This is a genomic window from Aeromicrobium sp. Root495, assembly GCF_001426755.1.
Taxonomy (GTDB): Bacteria; Actinomycetota; Actinomycetes; order Propionibacteriales; family Nocardioidaceae; genus Aeromicrobium.
Genome location: NZ_LMFJ01000001.1, coordinates 515,346 through 535,919 on the forward strand (window position 1 = coordinate 515,346; position 20,574 = coordinate 535,919).

General features: G+C 71.6%; 21 protein-coding genes. 10 read left to right on the forward strand and 11 right to left on the reverse strand.

All coding sequences use genetic code 11. The features are described 5' to 3' along the window. Positions 1 to 9 precede the first annotated feature (9 nt). Positions 10 to 2,604: a hypothetical protein gene (locus tag ASD11_RS02750; RefSeq protein ID WP_056282964.1), complete on the reverse strand. Its 2,595-nt coding sequence runs from the start codon at positions 2,602 to 2,604 to the stop codon at positions 10 to 12. Positions 2,605 to 2,736: 132 nt separating this feature from the next. On the opposite strand from ASD11_RS02750, the gene ASD11_RS02755 reads away from it, so the two are divergent. Next, a complete protein-coding gene (locus ASD11_RS02755) occupies positions 2,737 to 4,482 on the forward strand; it encodes a tetratricopeptide repeat protein (RefSeq protein WP_056282967.1) in 1,746 nt (581 codons plus the stop codon). Positions 4,483 to 4,589: 107 nt separating this feature from the next. Here the strand turns inward: ASD11_RS02755 and ASD11_RS02760 are convergent, their stop codons facing one another. Beyond that, complete coding sequence (locus tag ASD11_RS02760) at positions 4,590 to 5,429, reverse strand: alpha/beta fold hydrolase (RefSeq protein ID WP_056282971.1); 840 nt, start codon at positions 5,427 to 5,429, stop codon at positions 4,590 to 4,592. 169 nt (positions 5,430 to 5,598) lie between these two features. On the opposite strand from ASD11_RS02760, the gene ASD11_RS02765 reads away from it, so the two are divergent. The 7 genes from ASD11_RS02765 to ASD11_RS02795 are packed head-to-tail and all read left to right on the forward strand — an operon-like array spanning position 5,599 to position 9,956. Next, on the forward strand, positions 5,599 to 6,789 hold the full coding sequence (locus ASD11_RS02765) for a CpaF family protein (protein ID WP_056282974.1): 1,191 nt from the start codon (positions 5,599 to 5,601) through the stop codon (positions 6,787 to 6,789). After that, a complete protein-coding gene (locus tag ASD11_RS02770) occupies positions 6,777 to 7,637 on the forward strand; it encodes a type II secretion system F family protein (protein ID WP_056282977.1) in 861 nt (286 codons plus the stop codon). Before ASD11_RS02765 ends, ASD11_RS02770 begins: the two co-directional genes overlap by 13 nt. Then, positions 7,634 to 8,539 (forward strand): type II secretion system F family protein, encoded by a 906-nt coding sequence (locus tag ASD11_RS02775; protein WP_056282980.1) that lies wholly within the window; start codon positions 7,634 to 7,636, stop codon positions 8,537 to 8,539. Before ASD11_RS02770 ends, ASD11_RS02775 begins: the two co-directional genes overlap by 4 nt. A gap of 22 nt (positions 8,540 to 8,561) precedes the next feature. Then, positions 8,562 to 8,747: a hypothetical protein gene (locus ASD11_RS02780; protein ID WP_056282981.1), complete on the forward strand. Its 186-nt coding sequence runs from the start codon at positions 8,562 to 8,564 to the stop codon at positions 8,745 to 8,747. A gap of 35 nt (positions 8,748 to 8,782) precedes the next feature. Beyond that, complete coding sequence (locus tag ASD11_RS02785) at positions 8,783 to 9,136, forward strand: TadE/TadG family type IV pilus assembly protein (RefSeq protein ID WP_235503226.1); 354 nt, start codon at positions 8,783 to 8,785, stop codon at positions 9,134 to 9,136. Next, a complete protein-coding gene (locus ASD11_RS02790) occupies positions 9,133 to 9,561 on the forward strand; it encodes a hypothetical protein (RefSeq protein WP_056282985.1) in 429 nt (142 codons plus the stop codon). Before ASD11_RS02785 ends, ASD11_RS02790 begins: the two co-directional genes overlap by 4 nt. Before the next feature lie 20 nt (positions 9,562 to 9,581). Further along, positions 9,582 to 9,956 carry a pilus assembly protein TadG-related protein gene (locus ASD11_RS02795; RefSeq protein ID WP_200940040.1) on the forward strand — a complete coding sequence of 125 codons (375 nt, stop codon included), beginning with the start codon at positions 9,582 to 9,584 and terminating at the stop codon, positions 9,954 to 9,956. Between the two features lie 29 nt (positions 9,957 to 9,985). Here the strand turns inward: ASD11_RS02795 and ASD11_RS02800 are convergent, their stop codons facing one another. From ASD11_RS02800 to ASD11_RS02810, 3 genes are all read right to left on the reverse strand, one after another. Next, the gene (locus ASD11_RS02800; RefSeq protein ID WP_056282990.1) at positions 9,986 to 10,576 is read right to left on the reverse strand and encodes a hypothetical protein; all 591 of its coding nucleotides are present in this window, start codon (positions 10,574 to 10,576) and stop codon (positions 9,986 to 9,988) included. 55 nt (positions 10,577 to 10,631) lie between these two features. Further along, positions 10,632 to 10,856 carry a hypothetical protein gene (locus ASD11_RS02805; protein WP_056282993.1) on the reverse strand — a complete coding sequence of 75 codons (225 nt, stop codon included), beginning with the start codon at positions 10,854 to 10,856 and terminating at the stop codon, positions 10,632 to 10,634. A gap of 151 nt (positions 10,857 to 11,007) precedes the next feature. Then, positions 11,008 to 11,418, reverse strand: coding sequence for an HIT family protein (locus tag ASD11_RS02810; protein WP_056282997.1), 411 nt, complete (start codon positions 11,416 to 11,418; stop codon positions 11,008 to 11,010). Positions 11,419 to 11,560: 142 nt separating this feature from the next. Between ASD11_RS02810 and prfB the strand changes: the two genes are divergently transcribed. Then, complete coding sequence (prfB, locus tag ASD11_RS02815; RefSeq protein ID WP_056283000.1) at positions 11,561 to 12,670, forward strand: peptide chain release factor 2; 1,110 nt, start codon at positions 11,561 to 11,563, stop codon at positions 12,668 to 12,670. Positions 12,671 to 12,673: 3 nt separating this feature from the next. Here prfB and ASD11_RS02820 read toward each other — a convergent pair whose 3' ends face one another. The 6 genes from ASD11_RS02820 to ASD11_RS02845 form a co-directional block, all read right to left on the reverse strand. Beyond that, positions 12,674 to 13,258 carry a hypothetical protein gene (locus tag ASD11_RS02820; RefSeq protein WP_056283003.1) on the reverse strand — a complete coding sequence of 195 codons (585 nt, stop codon included), beginning with the start codon at positions 13,256 to 13,258 and terminating at the stop codon, positions 12,674 to 12,676. 57 nt (positions 13,259 to 13,315) lie between these two features. Further along, positions 13,316 to 14,323, reverse strand: a complete 1,008-nt coding sequence (locus ASD11_RS02825) for a sugar phosphate isomerase/epimerase family protein (protein ID WP_056283006.1) — start codon at positions 14,321 to 14,323, stop codon at positions 13,316 to 13,318. Beyond that, positions 14,320 to 15,507 (reverse strand): Gfo/Idh/MocA family protein, encoded by a 1,188-nt coding sequence (locus ASD11_RS02830; protein WP_056283008.1) that lies wholly within the window; start codon positions 15,505 to 15,507, stop codon positions 14,320 to 14,322. Before ASD11_RS02830 ends, ASD11_RS02825 begins: the two co-directional genes overlap by 4 nt. 78 nt (positions 15,508 to 15,585) lie before the next feature. Then, positions 15,586 to 16,635, reverse strand: a complete 1,050-nt coding sequence (locus ASD11_RS02835; protein WP_056283010.1) for a substrate-binding domain-containing protein — start codon at positions 16,633 to 16,635, stop codon at positions 15,586 to 15,588. A gap of 70 nt (positions 16,636 to 16,705) precedes the next feature. Further along, the gene (locus ASD11_RS02840; RefSeq protein WP_082554128.1) at positions 16,706 to 17,728 is read right to left on the reverse strand and encodes an ABC transporter permease; all 1,023 of its coding nucleotides are present in this window, start codon (positions 17,726 to 17,728) and stop codon (positions 16,706 to 16,708) included. Then, positions 17,725 to 19,257, reverse strand: a complete 1,533-nt coding sequence (locus ASD11_RS02845) for a sugar ABC transporter ATP-binding protein (RefSeq protein WP_200940042.1) — start codon at positions 19,255 to 19,257, stop codon at positions 17,725 to 17,727. Before ASD11_RS02845 ends, ASD11_RS02840 begins: the two co-directional genes overlap by 4 nt. Positions 19,258 to 19,366: 109 nt before the next feature. On the opposite strand from ASD11_RS02845, the gene ASD11_RS02850 reads away from it, so the two are divergent. Further along, positions 19,367 to 20,572, forward strand: coding sequence for an ROK family transcriptional regulator (locus tag ASD11_RS02850; RefSeq protein WP_056288288.1), 1,206 nt, complete (start codon positions 19,367 to 19,369; stop codon positions 20,570 to 20,572). The last annotated feature ends 2 nt before the right edge of the window (positions 20,573 to 20,574 follow it).

Consider the following 20,574-nt stretch of genomic DNA (forward strand, 5'->3'; position numbering starts at 1 on the left):
GAGGTAGGGCTAGGAGATCTTCCGGCCGGCGCTCGTCGCCGAGGCACCGGTGTAGCCCGACTTGCTGATGCTCACCTTGACCGTCAGGGTCTTGCCCCGATCGCTCGACGTGGTCGTGTAGGCCGACCTCGTCGAGATCCTGGTGGTGCCGCGGTACCACCGGTAGGAGTAGGTCCAGCCTGACCCGCCCCAGGTCCCCTTGGTGGCCGTCAGCTTCTTGCCCACGGCGGCGGTGCCCGTGATCGTGGGTCTCGTGAGGTTGACGCCGGCGACCTTGATGCCGCTGGACCCGGCTCCGCGATCGACGTAGCCGGACTTCTTGTACGTGTACCGCACGGAGACGGGCGTCCCGGCGTCGGCGGCGACGAGCTTGTAGGTCGGACCGGTCTGGTGGGTGATGGGCGTGGAGCCGCGGTACCACTGCCTCACGACCGAGTCCGCCCGCGGCGTCGGCGCGGCCCCGGTGGAGCTCAGCGTGCTGCCGACCTTGCCGGTGCCGGTGACCACGGGGGAGGGGACGGCGGTGAACGTCGACCCCGTGACCGGGCCGTAGTAGAGGTCGTGGGGCAGCGTGGTGGCGGCGCCCTCCGTGACGGAGACGGTGTCGGCCGCCGACTCCCGGGCGCTCATGTGCCCGACGGACGCAGGGTCGGTGTCGTAGTAGTAGTTGCTGTACCGGTCGTCACCCACACCCACGAAGCAGCCGTCGTCGGCGCCGTAGCCACTCACGGCGATGAGCTTGTACCGGCCGGTGCTGAGGCCCTTGATCGTGAAGGCGCCGGTGGTGGCCGACGAGTAGGCCACGCGGGTGGAGCGGGAGCCGTCGTCGGTGAGCGCCATCATGTAGCACTTGATGGGCGCTCCGGCCTGGTTCAGCACCGTCCCGCGGATGGAGCCACCGCCGGTCCTCACAGTGGCGTTGATCTTGGAGGTGGTGGTTCCGGCGCTGACCTTGACCGGCGTGGCGGTGGACGGCCCCTGCTTCTCGGAGACGCCGCGGTAGTACTGGCCGGTGGCGAGGGACTGGCCGCTCCCGCGAGCGAAGTCCACACGGTAGGAGCCCGCACCCAGGCCCTTGATCGAGTAGGCGTAGGTGCCGGCAGACGTCTTGTTGGCCTGGCCGTAGGAGAGGACCTCTCCGGACGCCTTGTCGACCGCGGCGACCGAGCGGGCCCTCACGTCGGTCACGCCGCTGGGGAGCGTGACGGTGCCCGAGATGGCTCCGGCCTTGGCCAGCTGGGCGTTGATGCCCGTCGTGGTGGTGCCGCTCTTGACGACGACGGCGTTGCCCGCTGCCAGCGACGTCTTGTTGGTGTAGACCTCCGGGGCGTAGGCAAGACCGCTGGGCTTGAACTGCAGCTTGTACGCGCCCGGCCGGACGTCGGCGAGGGAGTAGAGGCCGGTGGACGAGGTGTCGTCGTCGGCGACGTAGTCCCAGCCGCCGTCGCCGTCGGGCTCGTAGGCCGTCACGACCGTCCCGACCGCCGGCTTGCCGTCGGGCAGGGTGACCTTTCCGGTGACCTTGCCGAGCTTGAGCAGCACCGCGTCGATGCCGGGGGTGGTCTGACCCGCGACCACGGAGACGAGATCGGCGTGCTGCTCGTCCTTGCCGTCGTAGTACTGGTCGAGGTAGCCGATGCCGCTGCCGAAGAAGGCCACGCGGTACTTGGTGCCGGTCTTGAGGCCGCCGATGGAGTAGGTGCCGTCCGCCTCCGTCCCGCCGGAGGAGACGTCGACCCACTCCTTGGTGGCGTCGTCGAAGGACGAGATGGAGATGTAGACGTCGGCGACGCCGACCTTGGCCGCGTTCGTGACCCTGCCGGCGATGCGGCCGGAACGGGCGAGGGACGCGTCCTTGCCGGTGACGACATCGCCCGGCTCCGGGACGACGACGTCCTCGGCGGTGGCGACGGTGGGCTGGTCGTCGTAGAACTCGGTCAGGAACGTGCCGCTGCCGTCGTGGAGCTCGATGCGGTACTTGCCCGGCAGCAGCCCGGTGAGGGCGTACGCCCCCTCCTCGCCGGCCGAGGTGTTCCTGACCCGCTCGTACTCGCCCGTGGCGGCGTTGAGGCGATGGGCCCGGATGTTGAGCTCATTGCCCTGCTCCTCGGTCACGTTGGTCACGTGTCCGCGGATCTGGCCACCCTCGATCATGAAGAAGTTGGCCGTCCTGGCCTGGGCGGTGCTGGAGACCACGACGTCGGTCCCGGCCTGGACGAACGGCTTGTTGCCCGGCCAGAAGTCGGAGGCGTACTCAGTCTCCGTTCCTGTCTCGGGGTCGTAGGTGGAGGTGCGCTCGACGCCGAGGCGGTACGTGCCCGCCGCCAGACCGGTGAAGCTGTACGTGCCCCGCGCGGCGGTGCCCTCCCCGTCGGCGGACTCGCGGTACCCGACCTGGTCCCAGAAGCCGTCCTGGAGCTGGTACAGGTTCACCGGGACGAGGGGCAGGGCCTCACCCTTCACGTTCTTGACGGTGCCCGAGATCTTCCCGGTGTCGGCGAGGGCCTGCGCCGGCGCGAGAAGACCGGCGGTCAGGGTCAGGGCGGCCAGCAGGACGAGCAGGACGCGGCGGCCGGTGCTGCGCGCGTCGGTGGAGAAAGGCATGCGGTTCCTTCGGAGGTGTGGTCTGCGGCGAACCTAGGGGACGGCACGGACACCTGTCCGGCGAACCGTGACGAACCATCCTGAAGTGCTACTTCCTGGGTGCACCGCGGCCGACACGTGCACAATCAGCCCATGGTGGAACGGACGGCCTGGGCCGAGGACCGGCGGGTCGTCGTCGCTCTCGCGCTTCTCGTCGGGTCGAGCGTGGCGTTCCTGCCCGGCACCTTCGACCCCTACGTGTGGCCCAAGATCGTCGTCGCGACCCTGGGGGTGCTCGTGGCCGCGACGGTCCCGGGGCGGGGGAGGCTCCCGCGTCCCGTCGTGCTGGCCGTGTCGGCAGGGCTGCTGGTCGTGGTGGTGGCGTCCCTCGCCGGGGGCACACCGTTCGCGTCGCTGGTCGGACGCTTCCCTCGGTACGAGGGCGTGCCGGTCCTCCTCCTCTACGTGGGCTGCGCCTGGGCCGGCGCGCGGCTGCTCGGCACCCCCCGCGCGACGCGCCGCGACGTGCTCCTGGTCGCGCTCTCCGCCGTCGCAGCCGTGGTCGCGGCGGCCTCTCTGCTCGAGCTGGCCGGTGTGCCCGTCACCCCCGCCACCGACTCCACGCGCACGGGCACCGTGGTCGGCAACGCGACCGACCAGGGCATCGTCGCCGTGGTGGTGCTGGCCGTCCTCCTCGGTCCCGCGATCCGCACCAGGAGGCCCGTCGTCGTCGGCGGTGCTGTCGCGGCGCTCGTGGCGCTGGCCGCGTCGGGATCGCGTGCGGCTCTGCTCGTCGCGCTGCTCGTGGTCGTGGTGCACGGCGTCCATCTCCGCGGTGCGTCCTGGCGACCGTTGGCGGGTGTCGTCGGGGGACTCGCCGTGCTCGTCCTAGCCCTCCCGGTGACGCGCGACCGGTTGCTCAGCAGCGGCACCGTCACCGGGCGCCGCATCCTGTGGGAGGAGTCCTGGGAGCTCGCGCGGGAGCACCTGCCGCTGGGGGTGGGTCCCAGCCGATACGTCGACGCCGTCGGCGTGGTGCACGACGACCGCTGGGTGCGCGAGGTCGGCGTGGCCGCACCGCCGGACTCCGCCCACGCCTGGCCGCTGCAAGCGCTGCTGACGGGCGGGCTCCCGCTGCTGCTCGTGGCCGTGGCCCTCGCCGTCCTCGTCGGACGGCAGGCTCTGGCACGGATCCGCCAGGGCGACGACCCGCTCGCGCTGGGCCTGGCCTGTGCCGTCGGCGGGTACGGACTCATTCTCCTGACGCACTTCACCGCGCCGGCCACGACGTGCCTGGTCGCGCTCCTGGCCGGTGCTCTGATCGCCACCACCGAGGCGTCGGGGCCCACGTCCGAGCGCTGGGTCCCACGGTCCGTGGTCGCGGTCTCGGCCGTGGGGCTGGTCGTCGGGCTCGGTGCCACCTGGGCCGACGTCCGCCTGTCCGACGGGGTCGCAGCCGCTGCCGACGGCCGGGCCGCGGCCGCTGACGAGCACTTCGCCTCCGCCTACCGCTGGCGCCTGCACGATCCCGACGTGGCCATGCTCGCGGCGCAGTCCCTGGCCGAGCAGGCCAGCGAGGGCGTCGAGCCGGCCATCGACTCGACCGAGCTGTGGGCCCGTCGCAGCCTCGGTCGGACCCCGGACACCTATGCGTCGGGCCTGGCCCTGGCCGTGGCGCTCGTGGCCCGGAACGACCTTCCGGAGGCGGAGTCGAGGCTCGATGCGCTGGTCGAGCGCTTCCCGACCGAGCCCCAGGCCCGCGTGCAGCGGGCGCTGGCCCGGTTCGGCCAGGCCGACGTCGAGGGGGCGCTCGCCGACCTCGACGAGGCGGCCCGGCTCGACCCCGACGACGCGACACCGGCCCGGCTCCGCGAGGCCATGCTCGCCCGCGTCGGCTAGGACGCGCGGCCAGGCCCTGCCGCTCGGGGGGTGACTCAGCGTCCGTCTGACGCCCACGACGGGCTGGAGACGGACGCCAAGTCACCGCCCGGCGGCCCGGGACGAGCTCAGCCGATGCTGCGGACCCGCTCCAGGATCGCGTCGGCTGCGGCGTCCGAGGCCTGGGTGGGGATCCAGTGCGTCACGCCCTTCAGCACCACCAGCTCGTAGTCGGCGTCGACGAACCGAGGGCTGCCCTCGAGCGACGCCTCTCCGATGAACATGTCCTCGTCGCTCCAGACCATGGTGGTGGGAGCGGCCACGCGGGTGGGTGCGGCGCGGTCGGCGAACGGCAGGGCGCGGTACCAGCCGAGTGCGCCGGGCAGGGCCCCGTACTCGACGATCTCGTGCGAGAAGCGGTCGACGTCGGCCTGGGTCATGCCGCCGGCCGAGATCCACTTCTCCAGCGGTCCGCCGCGCCAGCCGGCCAGGAGCTCGGGGATGCGGGGCAGCTGGAAGAAGCCCATGTACCAGGACTTGAGTCCCTGGGTGGAGTGCGTGAGCGCGTACGTGTACGCCGCCGGGTGCGGCACCGAGAACGCCGTGAGCGTGCGGACGAGGTCGTGGCGCGCTGCCGCGAGCGACCACGCGACCATCGATCCCCAGTCGTGCCCGGCCAGGTGCACCGGGCCACCGGTGAGCTCGATGAGGGCGGCGACGTCGCCCACGAGCTTGTCGACGGTGTAGTCACGCCGGCGCGGCGGGCGCGCGCCGGGGGAGTAGCCGCGCTGGTCGGGCGCGAGGGTCCGGAAGCCCTCGGCGTGGAGCCGCTGGGCCACTGCGTCCCACGACGACGCCCGCTCGGGGAAGCCGTGCAGGAGCACGACGACGTCGCCGTCGATGGGACCGGAGTCGATGACGTCGAAGGTCAGGCCGTCGTTCGAGAAGGACGAGATGCGCTGGCTCATGCCCGCAGTATGTCGCGCCGCGTCCGCCCCGGTCATCCGACCAGGGGAGGGGCCGGCACGACCGCCGGGGTTCTCCACAAACCAATACATAGGTTCTTGCACGAATGAGGGCAGGCCGCGATGCTGGCCCTCGTGTCCACGTCTGTGGTCGCGGGGCAGGGGGTCCACCGTGGAGTCGACGGCGAGCCTGTCCGAGCGGGTCCGTGAGGTGGTGCGGGAGCGACGCATCGACCCCGGCACCCAGGTGGAAGAGGTGCGGCGGGCCGCCGCCGAGGTCGTCGCGGCCCACGAACGTCGGAGCCTCACGGGGGCGGTCCGACCGTTGGACGAGCCGGATCGGATGGTCGGGCTGATCGTCGCCGACGTCTCCGGCTTCGGCCCTCTCCAGCCCTATCTCGACGACCCCACCGTCGAGGAGATCTGGATCAACGCCCCCGACCGTGTCTTCATCGCTCGGCACGGCCTCCACGAGCTGACCCCGGTGGTCCTGTCGGCCGGTCAGGTGCGCGAGCTCATCGAGCGGATGCTCCAGAGCTCGGGCCGCCGGCTCGACATCTCGCAGCCGTTCGTCGACGCCATGCTTCCTGGAGGACACCGTCTCCACGTGGTGCTGGAGGGGATCTCCCGCGACCACGCCGCCGTCAACATCCGCAAGTTCGTCGCGAGGGCCCACGCCCTGGAGGACCTGCAGCGGCTCGGGAGCATCGACGGACCGGTGACCGAGTTCCTCACCTCGAGCATCGAGGCCGGCCTGAACGTGATCGTGTCGGGAGGCACCCAGGCGGGCAAGACCACGCTGCTGAACTGTCTCGCAGCTGCCATCCCGGGGACGCAGCGCATCATCTCGGCCGAGGAGGTCTTCGAGCTCCAGGTCCAGCACCCCGACTGGGTGCCCCTCCAGACCCGTCAGGCCGGCCTCGAGGGGACCGGGGCCATCGAGCTTCGCGCCCTCGTGAAGGAGGCCCTGCGCATGCGGCCCAGCCGCCTGATCATCGGCGAGGTCCGTGGAGCGGAGTGCCTCGACCTGCTGCTCGCGCTCAACGCCGGCCTCCCGGCCATGGCCAGCATCCACGCCAGCTCCGCGCGGCAGGCCCTCGTCAAGCTCTGCACCCTCCCGCTGCTCGCGGGCGAGAACATCGGCTCGGCGTTCGTCGTGCCCACCGTGGCCTCCACGGTCGACCTCGTGGTGCACACGACGCTGGAGCCGTCCGGGCGGCGGGCCGTGGCCGAGGTGCTGGCGGTGACGGGTCGGGTCGAGAACGGCAACATCGAGGCCGACCCGGTGTTCCTCCGACGCGACGGCGAGCTGGTGCGCGGACATGGCAGGGGTCCGGAGAGGTCCGAGACGTGGGCGCGCTGATCGGCCTGGGTGTGGGTCTCGGCCTGCTGCTCGTCGGGTGGACCGTCGTCGATCCGGCGTGGCGACCCCGGGTGCGGACCCGTCGCAGGAGTCGACTCGAGTCGCTGCTCCTTCGAGCCGGCCTGGCCGACGTCCGTCGCTCGAGCGTGGTCGGGACGTGCGCCGTGTGCTTCGCGATGGGTGCGTTCGTGATGCTCGGGGTGAGCGGAGTCCCGGCCATCGGGATCGTGTTCGGGCTCATGGCGGGGGCCGCGCCCATCGCAGTGCTCCGGGCCCGCGCTGCGCGCCGGATCCGCGAGCACTCCGAGCTGTGGCCCGACGCCGTCGACAACCTCGCCTCGGCCGTCCGTGCCGGACTCTCGCTGCCCGAGGCACTCATCCAGCTGGGGGAGCGCGGCCCCGCGGCCCTGCGTGACCCGTTCGTCCGGTTCGCCCGCGACTACCAGTCCACGGGCTCCTTCTCCGACAGCCTCGACCTGCTCAAGCACCGACTGGCCGACGCCACGGGCGACCGGGTGGTCGAGGCGCTGAGGATCGCCCGCGAGGTGGGCGGCGGAGACCTCGGCCGGATGATGCGACAGCTCTCGTCGTTCCTGCGCGACGACCTCCGCACGCGACAGGAGCTGGAGTCCCGTCAGTCCTGGACGGTCAACGGTGCACGACTCGCGGTGGCTGCCCCCTGGCTCGTGCTGCTCAGCCTGAGCGCCCAGGAAGACGCCATCCAGCGGTACGCCACCCCTGCCGGCGCGTTCGTGCTGGGGGTGGGCTCGGTGGCGTGCGTCGTCGCCTACCGGCTGATGCTCCACCTCGGCCGGCTGCCGGCCGAGCGGCGGGTGATGGCGTCGTGACCGGGGCCGTCGTCGGTCTCGCGCTCAGCAGCGGGTTGCTGCTCGTGGTCGCGGGCTGGCGCTCGGTGCGACGGCCCCCGCTCATGCTCCGCGTGCTCCCGTACGTGCGCGACGTCCACCCCGACGCGGACTCCTCCGGTCGACGGTCGGCCTGGTCGGCCCTGCTGGGACCCGCCCTGCGTGCTGCCACCGACGCCGTGGCCGACACGGCGGGCAGCGCCGCCAGCGTCGAGCGTCGGCTCGACCGACTGGGTCGGCCGTTCACCGTCGAGCAGTTCCGAGCTCGGCAGCTGGTCTGGGGCAGCGCGGGGCTGGCCGCGACGGTCGCGCTCTCGGTGCTCCTGTGGTCGACGCGCGGCACGTCGACCCCCGTCCTCCTGGTGCTGTGCGGCACGGGCCTCGTGGGCGGTGTCCTGCTGTGCGACAACCGGCTCTCCGCCCGGCTGGCCGGTCGGGAGGCGGAGATGGCGGAGGAGCTGCCGGCCGTCGCAGACCTCCTGGCGCTGGCTGTCGCGGCGGGCGAGAGCCCCGTGGCGGGGCTGCAGCGCGTGCTTCAGGTGTGCCGTGGTGCTCTGTCCGACGAGCTGGGCCGGGTGCTGGCCGGCATCCGCACGGGCACGCCGGTGCCGCTGGCGTTCGACGAGCTGGCAGCGCGCACGGGTGTCCCGGTGGTGGCGCGGTTCTGCGAGGGCATCGCTGTCGCGGTCGACCGGGGGACACCTCTCGTCGACGTGCTCCACGCGCAGGCGGCCGACGTCCGCGAGTCCTCGCGGCGTGAGCTGATCGAGGCAGGGGGCCGCAAGGAGGTCGCGATGATGGTCCCCGTCGTCTTCCTCATCATGCCGGTCACGCTGCTCTTCGCCTTCTATCCCGCCTGGATCGGCCTGCGGCTCACCTCATGACCACGACGAACAGAGGAACGACATGAAGCGATCGACCTGGCGAGCCCTCGGCAGCCTGACCCGACCTGCCCGCGACGAGCGCGGCGACGTGCCGGGCTGGGTGATGATCACGGTGATGAGCGCGGGCCTCGTCGCCGCGATCACCGCTGTCGCCGGGCCCCAGCTGCAGGACATGCTGAGCAACGCGCTCGCAGCCGTCGGCGGCTGATCGTGCTCCCGCCGGGACGTGGCGAACGGGGCAGCGTGGCTGAGTTCGTGCTCGTCCTGCTGGTCCTCGTCCCGCTCGTGATGGGGATCGTCCAGGTGGGACTGGTGCTGCACGTGCGCAACACGCTCACGGCTGCCGCCTCTGACGGCGCCCGGGCCGCTGCCCCGGTCGGCGCGGACTCGTCCGACGCCCGCACCCGGACGCGGACGATCATCACCACCGCGCTGTCGGACCACTACGCCCGCGACATCACCGTCGGGAAGGAGTCCGTCGCCGGTGGCACTGCGGTGGTCGTGCGGGTGAGTGCCGAGGTGCCGGCCCTGGGGCTGTTCGGCCCGAGCGTGCCTGTCCGGGTCGCGGGTCGAGCGCTCCAGGAGGAGGAGCCGTGAGCCCTCGCCCCGAGGAAGGCAGCGCAGTCGTGGAGCTGGTGTGGCTCACGGTGCTGCTGCTGGTGCCTTTCGTCTACGTCTTCGTGGCCGTCTTCGACACGCAGCGGGCGGCCTACGCCGTGTCGTCGGCGAGCCAGGTCGCCGCTCGTGCGTACCTCGACGCCCCGGACCCGGAGTCGGCTCTGGATCGGGCCCGCAGCGCGGCGCGCGTGGCGCTCGGCGACCACGACGTCGAGGCCGACGTCGACGTCACGTGCCTGCCGACGCCCGATGCCTGCCTCCAGCCGGGCTCTTCGGTCCGGGTGCGGGTGCACACCGTTCAGCCGCTCCCGCTCGTCCCGACCGTCCTCGGCGGCCATCCGGCGGGCATCGCCGTGGAGAGCGCCCACGTGGAGCCCTACGGGTCGTACCGGGCGGCACGATGAGGCGCGGCGAGGACGGCCAGGTGACGGTGCTGACTCTGGGGTTCCTGCTCGTCCTCGTGCTGCTGGCCGCTGTCGTGGTCGACGCCTCCGATGCCTACCTGGAGCGACAGACGCTCTCCAACCTCGCCGACGGCGCCGCCCTCGCCGCCGCGGACGGCCTCGACGAGGCCGACTTCTACGCCGACCAGGAGGTCCGTCTCGACCCGGAGGAGGCCCGACACCTCGTCGGGCTCCACCTCGCGGGGAAGGGGGTGCGCGTCGCATGGGTCGACGTCGACGACGATCGGGTCAGCCTGCGGCTCGAGCGTCCGCTCGACCTCGCCATCACCCCGCCCGGCTGGACGAAGCGCCCCACGATCGTCGCCGAGGCCAGCGCGGCCCTCAGGACTGACTGAGGCTCCGGCCGCGGTCGTTCCTTGTCGACTCAGAACGTGCGCTGCGCCACGTACCCGGCGAGGAGGGTGCGCTGCTCGCCCTCGAGACGGAGCTCGGCGAAGATGCCGTAGCGGTGATCGCCCTGGTCGCTGCTCGGATAGCCCAGGAAGCCGTCGGAGACCGACTCGCCCGTCTCGGCCGTCTGGTCCTCGGTGGCCAGGCACGAGCTCACGAGCGAGGCGCGGGAGGGCTTCTTCTGCTCGGAGGTCTCGACCTCGCCGGGCAAGGTCTCGGCCGTGTCCAGGACCCAGTCGGCCAGCTCGTCGCACGCCGCCGCGAGGTTGCTGTCGGTGACCGGCCGCGACCACCCGACCCCGTACTCGTCGGAGATGGTGCCCGACTCGGTGCCGTCCTCCGACAGCTTCGGGTCGACGACCGCCACCTGGCCCTTCTCCGGGACGAGGTCGCTCCCGATGGCCGCGGAGAGGCCGTCGACGTCGAGCTTCCAGTCGCTGCCGGGCGCCGAGGCGCTGGAGAGGACGTCGACGGGGTCGGCGCCGTCGTCGCCACCCGAGCAGCCACCCAGGACGAGCGCCAGGACGAGGACGGCCGAGGTCGCGGAGACCGGAACGAGGTTCATTGCACCAGCCTAGGGGTCATTCGCAGGGCGCCGACCACCTGCGGCGGTCCGGGCGTCAGGTCATCTCGACGGCGACGACGATCCCGAGGAAGAGGACCACGAGACCGATCCCGATGAGGAACTGGACCTTGGCCGGCGTGCGGGGGAAGGCGCGTCCGCGGCCGGCGCGTCGGTACTGGAAGACCAGGACACCAGCGAAGACGGCGACGACGGGGATGAAGGCCCACCACGGGAAGCTCCAGCCGCCGCCGTCGGGCGCGGTCAGGTAGGTCGCGTTCATGGCGCCGAGGCTAGTGGCGCGAGACCCGCCTCGCAGCCCGAGCCACGTGGCGTGGGCGGTGGATACTCCACCGTATGAGCGCTCTTACGGTGGAGTATCCACCGCTCGGCCGACCGGCTCGCCATTCGGTGGAGGATCCACCGCCCACGGGCTAGGGAGTGAGGGCCTCGCGGAGGCGGGCGGCGTAGTCGGGGGCCTCGTCGGCGGCGTACTTGGTGCGGGGCCAGAAGAAGCCGCGCAGGCCGTCGCCCTTGGTGCGCGGGACCACGTGGACGTGCAGGTGCGGCACGCTCTGCGACACGACGTTGTTCATCGCCACGAAGCTGCCCTGCGCACCCAGCGCGGTCCGCACCACGTCGGCCGTGCGGCGTGCGGCCGTGAAGAGGGGGACCACCAGCTCGTCGGGCAGCTCGACGAGCGTGTCCACGTGGCGGCGGGGGACCAGGAGCACGTGTCCCTTGAAGACCGGGCGGACGTCGAGGAAGCCCACCACGTCGGGCTCGTCGAGCACGACGTGGGCCTCGGCCTCGCCGGCGACGATGCGGCAGAACAAGCAGTCCACCGCCCGATCACACCACGGGCCGCGGGCCCCTGCATCGGCGCGGTGGTCCCGGAGCTGGTCGATCCGGGTCCGGGCGGCCGGCGACGGGGGCGCCCTCCCCGCCGTGGCGAGACGCCGTTTTCGGTGGCGGTAGGGTCAAGAGGTGGCCACCGTTGACTTTGCAGAGCAGATCAAGGAACTCAGCACGACCCTGACGTCGATCGAGAAGGTGCTCGACCTCGACAAGATCCGGGCTGAGATCGCTGACCTGCAGGAGCAGGTCGGTGCCCCCGACCTGTGGGACGACCAGGCCAACGCCCAGCGCGTGACGGGGCGGCTCTCCGTCCTCCAGGCCGACGTCGAGCGGGTCACGGGCCTGCGCGCCCGGCTCGAGGACGTCGAGGTCCTCGTCGAGCTGGCCCAGGAGGAGGGCGACCCCGACTCCCTCACGGAGGCCGAGAACGAGCTCAAGCGTCTCGGCGCCTCCATCGAGTCGCTCGAGGTCCGCACGCTGCTCTCCGGCGAGTACGACGAGCGCGAGGCCCTCGTCTCCATCCGCTCCGGCGCCGGTGGCGTCGACGCCGCCGACTTCGCCGAGATGCTGCAGCGCATGTACGTGCGCTGGGCCGAGCGTCACCACTACCCCGTCGAGGTCTACGACACCAGCTACGCGGAGGAGGCGGGCATCAAGTCCACCACCTTCGCCATCAAGGCTCCGTACGCCTACGGCACGCTCTCGGTCGAGGCCGGCACGCACCGCCTCGTGCGCATCTCGCCGTTCGACAACCAGGGCCGACGCCAGACCTCCTTCGCGGCCATCGAGGTCGTTCCCGTGCTGGAGCAGACCGACGAGATCGAGATCCCCGAGGAGGAGATCCGCGTCGACGTGTACCGGTCCTCCGGCCCGGGCGGTCAGAGCGTCAACACGACCGACTCGGCCGTGCGCCTCACCCACATCCCCACCGGCGTCGTGGTGAGCTGCCAGAACGAGAAGAGCCAGCTGCAGAACAAGGCCAGCGCCATGGTGATCCTCAAGGCCAAGCTGCTCGCCCTCAAGAAGGCCGAGGAGCGCGCCCACATCGACGAGCTGCGCGGCGACGTGCAGGCGTCGTGGGGCGACCAGATGCGCAACTACGTGCTCAACCCGTACCAGATGGTCAAGGACCTCCGCACCGAGTACGAGACCGGCAACACGCAGTCCGTGCTCGACGGCGAGATCGACGAGTTCATCGAGGCCGGGATCCGCTGGCGCCGCGAGCACAGCGGCGCCTGAGGCTCAGTCCTGCTGGACGTCGTCGCGCTCGTCCGCGCGGCGGCGGACCCGGCTGATGCCGGGGACCTTGGAGAGCATGGCGTTGAGCTCACCCACGAGGTCGAGCAGCTGGTGCATGTCGGGGCCGACGGTGTCGAGGCCCGTGAGGAGCGGCAGGACGTCGTCCCGGACGTGACCGACGAGCTTGGGCAGCTCGTCCACGAGGGAGACGAGCGCGTCCACCTCGTGGGGGTCGGTCGTCTCGGCGAGGCGGTCGAGCGTGGGCTGCAGCTTCTCGAGCGAGGGAGCGGCCCCGTCGAGGAGACGTTGGGCGCGCTCCACCGTGGGCTCGATGCTCCCGACGAGTCCTGCGGCCCGGACGACGAGCCTGTTGGCGTCGTCGACGGTGCCCTCGGTGCGCTCCACGACCGCGTCGGCCGAGAGCCGCGTGGTCTCGATGCGCTCGATGAGGGCGTCGGCGCGCTCGAGCAGCGCCTCGGCGGAGTCGAGCAGGGCCGCCGCGCGGGGGACGAGCGAGAGCCCCAGCTCGAGCAGCGCGGGGCTGCGTCCTATGAGGGTCAGGGCGTCACGGGGGTCGGGGAGGCGCATGGTCGCGACGCTATCCGCAGACGGCCGGTCCCGCCCCCTGCGGGACCGGCCGTGCGGTCAGTCGCCCGAGCTGAAGGCGGCGTCGAAGGCCGCCGTCGGGGCGTCGAACAGGTTGGCCTTCACGAAGGCGAGCGCCTCGGGCGCACCGAGGAGGCGGTCCATGCCCGCGTCCTCCCACTCCACCGAGACGGGGCCGTCGTAGCCGATGGTGTTGAGCATGCGGAAGCACGCCTCCCACGGCACGTCGCCACGGCCGGTGGACACGAAGTCCCAGCCCCGACGCGGGTCGGCCCACGGCAGGTGCGAGCCGAGCCGGCCGTTGCGGCCGTTGCCCACCTGCTTCTTCGCGTCCTTGCAGTCCACGTGGTAGATCCGGTCCTTGAAGTCCCACAGGAAGCCGAGCGGGTCGAGGTCCTGCCACACGAAGTGCGACGGGTCCCAGTTGAGGCCGAACGCCTCGCGGTGCCCGATCGCGTCGAGCGCGGCATGGGTGGTCCAGTAGTCGTAGGCGATCTCGCTGGGGTGCACCTCGTGGGCGAACCGGACGCCCTCCTCGTCGAAGACGTCGAGGATGGGGTTCCAGCGGTCGGCGAAGTCCTGGTAGCCGGCGGCGATCATGGCCTCGGAGGCCGGCGGGAACATGGCCACGTACTTCCAGATGGACGAGCCGGTGAAGCCCACCACCGTGTCGACGCCGAGCATGCGGGCGGCGCGGGCCGTGTGCTTCATCTCCTCCGCGGCACGCTGGCGCACGCCCTCCGGATCGCCGTCGCCCCAGACGCGGGCCGACAGGATGTCGTGGTGGCGCTCGTCGATGGGGTCGTCGCACACCGCCTGACCCTTGAGGTGGTTGGAGATGGCGTGCACCTGCAGACCGTGCTTCTCGAGGATGTCGAGACGGGTCTGGATGTAGCCCGGGTCCTCCACGGCGGCCCAGGGGTCGAGGTGGTCGCCCCAGCACGCGATCTCGAGACCGTCGTAGCCCCAGCCGGCGGCGAGCCGCGCGACCTCCTCGAACGGGAGGTCGGCCCACTGGCCGGTGAAGAGGGTGATGGGACGCGTCATGCGGAAGCTCCTGTCGAGTGGGTGGTGCCGTCGGCGGCGCTGGCCTCGACAGCGGCGAGCACGCGCTGCACCTCGAGGCCGTCGGCGAAGGACGGCGCGGGGTCGGCGCCCTTGGCGATGTCGGTCACGAGGTCGACGACCTGGTGGGTGAAGCCGTGCTCGTAGCCGAGGCCGTGGCCGGGCGGCCACCACGCGGCGACGTAGGGGTGGGTGGCCTCGGTGACGAGGATCCGCCGGAACCCGGCCTCGGCCGCGTCCTCGGTGGCGTCGAAGAGCTCGAGGACGTTCATGTCCTCGAAGTCGAAGGCCAGGGACCCGAGGGTCCCGTTGATCTCCAGCCGCAGGGCGTTCTTGCGGCCGGTCGCGAACCGGGTGGCCTCGAAGACGCCGATGGCGCCGCCGACGAAGCGGGCGGTGAAGGCGGCCGCGTCGTCGACGGTCACCGGTCCGCGCTCCGCGTCGGCCGAGGCCGATCCGCCGAGCGTGGCCTGCTCGCCCCCGACGGGGCGGGTCTTGACGAAGGTCTCCATGAGTCCGTTGACGGTGGCGATCTTCGAGCCCGTGACGAACTGGGCCATGTCGATGACGTGGGCGCCGATGTCGCCCAGGGCGCCCGAGCCGGCGAGCGACTTGTCGAGGCGCCAGCTGAGGGGTGCGTTCTCGTCGGAGAGCCAGTCCTGGAGGTACTGGCCGCGCACGTGGCGGATGGTGCCGAGACGCCCGGAGGCAACCAGCTGGCGGGCGAAGGCCACGGCGGGGGTGCGGCGGTAGGTGAACCCGCACATCGCACGGACGCCGTTCTTGGCCGCTGCGGCGGCAGCCGCGGCCATGGCCTCGGCCTCCTCGACCGTGTTGGCCAGGGGCTTCTCGCACAGGACGTGCTTGCCGGCCTCGAGCGCCGCGATGGCGATCTCGGCGTGGGTGTTGCCGGGGGTGCAGATGTCGATGACGTCGATGTCGTCGCGGGTGAGCAGCGCGCGCCAGTCGGTCTCGACGCTCTGCCAGCCGAAGCGGCGGGCGACGTCGCCCGCGGCGGTGGCGTCGCGTCCGCAGATCGCGCGCAGCTCGGGGGTGAGGGGCAGGTCGAAGAAGGCGGGTGCCGTGCGCCAGGCCTGGGAGTGGGCTGCTCCCATGAAGGCGTAGCCGACCATGCCGACGCCGAGCCCGGTGGATGTCTCGCTCATGCGTGGGTCCTCGTGGTGGTGTCGTGAAGGGGGAGGGGTGGGGCCCGCGGCCGGTGTGGCCGCGGACCCCTCCTCAGGTCAGGACCGGAACGCGGACGGCAGGTACGTGTCGACGTTGTCCTTGGTCACGATCGGCGCCGCGAGCTTGAGCTGGCGCGGCACCTCGATCTCGGCGAGGTCCGACATCGACTTGCCCTGGACGAGCAGACGGGCCAGCTTGACGCCGTCGGCGGCCTGCGTGGACGGGTAGATGACCGTGGCCTTGAGCACCGAGTTGTCGGCCTTGATGGCCTCCATGACGTCGGCCGAGCCGGCGCCGCCGATCATGGTGAACTCGTCGCGGTTGGCGTTCTTGATGGCGGCGAGGACGCCGACACCCTGGTCGTCGTCGTGGTTCCACAGGTAGTCGATCTTGGGCGCGGCCTGCAGGAGGTTGGCAGCCTGCTTCTCGCCGGACTCGACGGTGAACTCGGCAGCCACGCGGTTGTCGACCTTCAGCCCGCAGGACTTGAGGGCGTCGGAGAAGCCCTTCGAGCGCTCCTGCGTCAGGGGCAGGGAGTCGATGCCGGCGATCTCGGCGACCTTGAGGCCCTTCTTGCCGGCCGCGTCCTCGCACACGAAGGTGCCGGCGGAGACGCCCATGCCGTAGTTGTCGCCCAGGACGGTGCTGCGGGCGGCGAACGGGGAGTCGAACTCGCGGTCGACGTTGATGACCGTGATGCCGGCGTCCATGGCCTTGCGGGCCACCGACGTCATCGCGGCACCGTCGAACGGCAGGAGGACGATGGCGTCGACCTTGTCGTTGATGAACGTCTCGACCTGGGAGATCTGCAGGTTGACGTCGTTGGTGCCCTCGGCGACCTTGAGCTCGACGTCGTCGTACTCCTTGGCCTGGGCGACGGCCGACTTGGTGATGGAGCCCATCCAGCCGTGGTCGGCGGCCGGAGCCGAGAAGCCGATGACGACCTTGTCGCCCGACTTGTCGTTGTCGGTGTTGCTCTTGCCGATGGCGTCGCTGGTGTCGCCGTCGTCGCTGGAGCTGTTGGTGCAGGCACCCAGCAGCAGCGTGGCGGTGGCGAAGGCGCCGATGACGGCGAGGCCGCGGCGTCGGGGACGGATCGTGGACATGTGGGACTCCTGAGGTGGTGGGGGACTTCGTGGTGCAGGCGGTGCCGGATCGTGCGGGGCGTTGCGGGTGCTACGACTTTCGTTCCGCGATGCGCTGCTGCAGGAGCACAGCGATCACGATGATCACGCCCTTGGCGACGGCCTGGGCCGACGTGGACAGGTTGTTGAGCGTGAAGACATTGGTGAGGGTGGAGAAGATCAGGACGCCGAACAGGGTCCCGATCACGGTGCCGCGGCCGCCGCTGAGCAGCGTGCCGCCGATGACCACGGCCGCGATGGCGTCGAGCTCGTAGAGCTGGCCGTGGGTGGACGAGCCGGTGGTGGTGCGCGACATGAGCATCACGGCCGCGATGCCGCACGTGGTGCCGAGGAGGGCGTACAGGTAGACGGTGTGGCGCTGGACCTTGATGCCGGCGAGGCGGGCCGCCTCGGGGTTTCCGCCGACCGCGAAGGTGCGACGCCCGAAGGTGGTGCGGTTGAGCAGGAACCAGCCTGCTGCCGTCACGAGCGCGAAGATGATGACGATGACCGGGATGCCGAGCGGCTCGGCCCCGAAGAAGTCGAGGAAGCCCTGGTTGCGGATGATCTGCGTCTTGCGGTCGGCGATGATCTCCGCCAGGCCGCGCGCTGCAGCCAGCATGGCCAGCGTGGCGATGAAGGGGACGATCTTCCCGTAGGCCACCAGCACGCCGTTGATCGCTCCGCACGCCGTGCCGACGAGCACGGCGCTCAGGACCATCACGACCCAGCTGACGTCGTCGGCCATGGCCTGCGTGCCGGTGGTGGTGGCCCAGATGGAGGACAGGGCCACGATGGCGCCCACCGAGAGGTCGATCCCGCCGCCGGTGATCACGAAGGTCATGCCGATGGAGACGACGCCGATGACGGCGGCCGCGCGCAGGATCGTGAGCACGTTGTCGGCGCTCGCGAAGCGGTCGCCCGCGGTGATGAGCCCGACGACGCACAGGATCACGAAGGCGATCACGAGCCCGAGGTTGCGGGCCACGCCCACCGACCCGCCGCGGTCGCCCTTGGAGGGGGCCGGGGCGGGGGCGGGCACGGTCAGGGACGGGTCTTGCTGGAGTCCGCTCACGCGACCTCTCCGTTCTGGTTCTGGTGGTCATGGGTGGCGAGGATGCGGTCGAGCACGCCGGAGGCGTCGATGGCGTCGGCGGGACCGTCGTGGACGACGGAGCCCTCCGCGACCACGAGGACCCGGTCGGACAGACCGAGCACCTCCTCGATGTCGCTCGAGACGACGACGATGGCGACGCCGGAGTCGGCCAGCTCCCGGACGAGCGCGTAGATCTCCGCGCGGGCGCCGACGTCGACGCCGCGGGTGGGCTCGTCCAGGAGCAGGACCTTGCACGACCGCAGCAACCAGCGGGCCAGGACGACCTTCTGCTGGTTGCCGCCCGAGAGCGTGCGGATGATGCGTTCGGGTGCGTCGGGTCGGACGTCGACCGAGCGGGTGGCCTCGTGCGCCGCCCGGCGCTCGGCGGACTCGGTGGTGACTCCGTAGCGGGAGAAGCGGCTCAGGCTCGCGAGGGAGACGTTGCGGTAGACCGCGTCGTCGAGGATGAGGCCCTGGGACTTGCGCTCCTCGGGGCAGAGGCCGAGCCCGGCGCTCACCGCCGCGTCGACCGAGCCGGGACGCAGCTTCTGGCCGTCGACCGTGACGGTGCCGCTCGTGGCGCGACGGGCGCCGAAGACGGTCTCGACGATCTCGCTGCGGCCGGCACCCACGAGGCCGGCGAACCCGACGATCTCGCCGGGCCGGACGTCGAAGGAGACGTCCTGGAACTCGCTCGTGCGTCCGAGGCTCCTCACCTCGAGGAGGGCGGGTCCGTCGCCGAGCGGGGCCGAGCGGCGGGGGAACACCGACGTGACGGTGCGCCCGGTCATGAGCGTGATGAGCTCGGAGGTGGGGGTGTCCTTGGCCGAGAGGTCGCCGGCCACGGTCCGACCGTCCTTGAGGACGGTGAGGCGGTCGCCGATGCGGCGGATCTCCTCGAGGCGGTGCGAGATGTAGATGATCGCCTTGCCGGCGCTGCGGAGGTCGTCGACGACCCGGAACAGACCGTCGACCTCGTCGGGGTCGAGGACGGCCGAGGGCTCGTCCATCACGATGACGCGCGCCTCGCGGGACAGGGCCCGCGCCATGGACACGATCTGCTTGCCGGCGGCGGAGAGGCTGCCGACCTCGCGGGTGGGGCGGATCTCGGGGTGCCCGAGGGTCTCGAGGAGGCCTCGGGCCGTGCGGTTCATGTCGGCGTCGCGTGTGATGCCGCCGCGGGCCCGCTCGTGGCCGAGGAAGATGTTGTCGGCGACGCTCAGGCCGTCGACGAGGTCGAGCTCCTGGTAGATCGTCGCGATGCCGGTGCCGAGGGCGGCCTGCGGGTCGGCGAACGAGACCGGCTGGCCCTCCCAGAGGATCGTGCCCTCGTCGATGCCGTGCGCACCGGCCAGCACCTTGATGAGCGTGGACTTTCCGGCGCCGTTCTGGCCGAGCAGGCAGTGGACCTCGCCGGCACGGATGGTGAGGTCGACTCCGTCGAGCGCGCGGACGCCGGGGAACTCCTTGACGATGCCGCGCATCTCGAGCAGCGGGGGGTGAGACATGAGCGTGACCCTAGTCACAGGTTTTGTTGTTCGTCAAGCAAAAGTCCGACGTCGGCCGACATTCTTCGTTGACCCCGCGTTCGCAAGGTGGTCTGGTTTACTCATGGACATGAACGCCCCCGCGGGCCTCCCGCCGTCTCTCGTCGGCACGGGCGACCTGTTCCAGCACCTGCGGGACGGCACGCCCCGCACCCGGGGCGACCTGGCGCGGCTCTCGTCGCTGGCCCGGTCCACGGTCACGGCCCGGGTCGACGCGCTGCTGGTGGCCGGCCTGCTCCGACCCGTCGGCGAGGCTGCGTCCACGGGCGGACGTCCGCCCTCCCGTTTCGCACTGAACGGCGGCGACCGGGTGGTCGTCGCCATCGACCTGGGCGCCTCGCACGCGAGCGTCGCCGTGAGCGACCTGACGAACCAGGTCCTGGCGCAGCGCACCGTGGAGTCCGACATCGCCGACGGTCCCACCGCCGTGCTCGACCGCTCGGCCGCCATCGTCCAGGAGCTGCTGGCCGAGCTCGGCCGCCCGGTCTCCGACGTCGCGGGCTCCGGCATCGGCGTGCCCGGCCCGGTGGCACACGCCTCCGGACGTCCGGCCAACCCGCCCATCATGCCGGGCTGGCACGACTTCGACATCCCTGCGCACATGGCGCAGCACTTCGGCGGACCCGTGCTGGTCGACAACGACGTCAACCTCATGGCCCTGGGCGAGCACGTCACGTCGTGGCGCTCGGACCGTCACCTGCTGCTCGTGAAGGTCGCCACCGGCATCGGTGCGGGCATCGTCTCCGACGGGCGCCTCCTCCGCGGGGCGCTGGGCTCCGCGGGCGACCTCGGCCACGTGCACGTGGCCGGCGCCGCCAACGACGTGGTCTGCCGCTGCGGCAACGTCGGCTGTCTCGAGGCCGTCGCGGCCGGGCCGGCCATCGCGGCCAGGCTGCGGGCGCACGGCCTCGACGTCGAGAGCTCGCAGGACATCGTCGACGCCGTGACGGCGGGCGACGTGACGGCCCTGCAGGCGGTGCGTGAGGCGGGTCGCGACCTCGGTTCGGTCCTGGCCACGTGCGTCAACCTGCTCAACCCGTCGGTCATCGTCATCGGGGGCAAGCTGTCGGAGGCGGGGGAGTACCTGCTGGCCGGGGTGCGCGAGGTCGTCTACCAGCGCTCCCTGCCGCTCGCCACGCACGACCTGCGCATCGTGGGCACGGCCGCCGGCAGCCAGGGCGGCATCCTCGGTGCCGCGGCCATGGTGATCGACGCGGTCCTCGCGCCGCGCGCCGTCGAGGTCTACGTGGCCCAGCACCTCGCGCGCTCGGCCTAGCG

Coding starts and splice junctions, on each gene's coding strand:
- ASD11_RS02780 (WP_056282981.1), top strand. CDS start 8,562: ATGAAGCGATCGACCTGGCGAGCCCTCGGCAGCCTGACCCGACCTGCC.
- ASD11_RS02760 (WP_056282971.1), bottom strand. CDS start 5,429: ATGAGCCAGCGCATCTCGTCCTTCTCGAACGACGGCCTGACCTTCGAC.
- ASD11_RS02800 (WP_056282990.1), bottom strand. CDS start 10,576: ATGAACCTCGTTCCGGTCTCCGCGACCTCGGCCGTCCTCGTCCTGGCG.
- ASD11_RS02805 (WP_056282993.1), bottom strand. CDS start 10,856: ATGAACGCGACCTACCTGACCGCGCCCGACGGCGGCGGCTGGAGCTTC.
- ASD11_RS02825 (WP_056283006.1), bottom strand. CDS start 14,323: ATGACGCGTCCCATCACCCTCTTCACCGGCCAGTGGGCCGACCTCCCG.
- ASD11_RS02750 (WP_056282964.1), bottom strand. CDS start 2,604: ATGCCTTTCTCCACCGACGCGCGCAGCACCGGCCGCCGCGTCCTGCTC.
- ASD11_RS02820 (WP_056283003.1), bottom strand. CDS start 13,258: ATGCGCCTCCCCGACCCCCGTGACGCCCTGACCCTCATAGGACGCAGC.
- ASD11_RS02845 (WP_200940042.1), bottom strand. CDS start 19,257: ATGTCTCACCCCCCGCTGCTCGAGATGCGCGGCATCGTCAAGGAGTTC.
- ASD11_RS02830 (WP_056283008.1), bottom strand. CDS start 15,507: ATGAGCGAGACATCCACCGGGCTCGGCGTCGGCATGGTCGGCTACGCC.
- ASD11_RS02850 (WP_056288288.1), top strand. CDS start 19,367: ATGAACGCCCCCGCGGGCCTCCCGCCGTCTCTCGTCGGCACGGGCGAC.
- ASD11_RS02835 (WP_056283010.1), bottom strand. CDS start 16,635: ATGTCCACGATCCGTCCCCGACGCCGCGGCCTCGCCGTCATCGGCGCC.
- ASD11_RS02755 (WP_056282967.1), top strand. CDS start 2,737: ATGGTGGAACGGACGGCCTGGGCCGAGGACCGGCGGGTCGTCGTCGCT.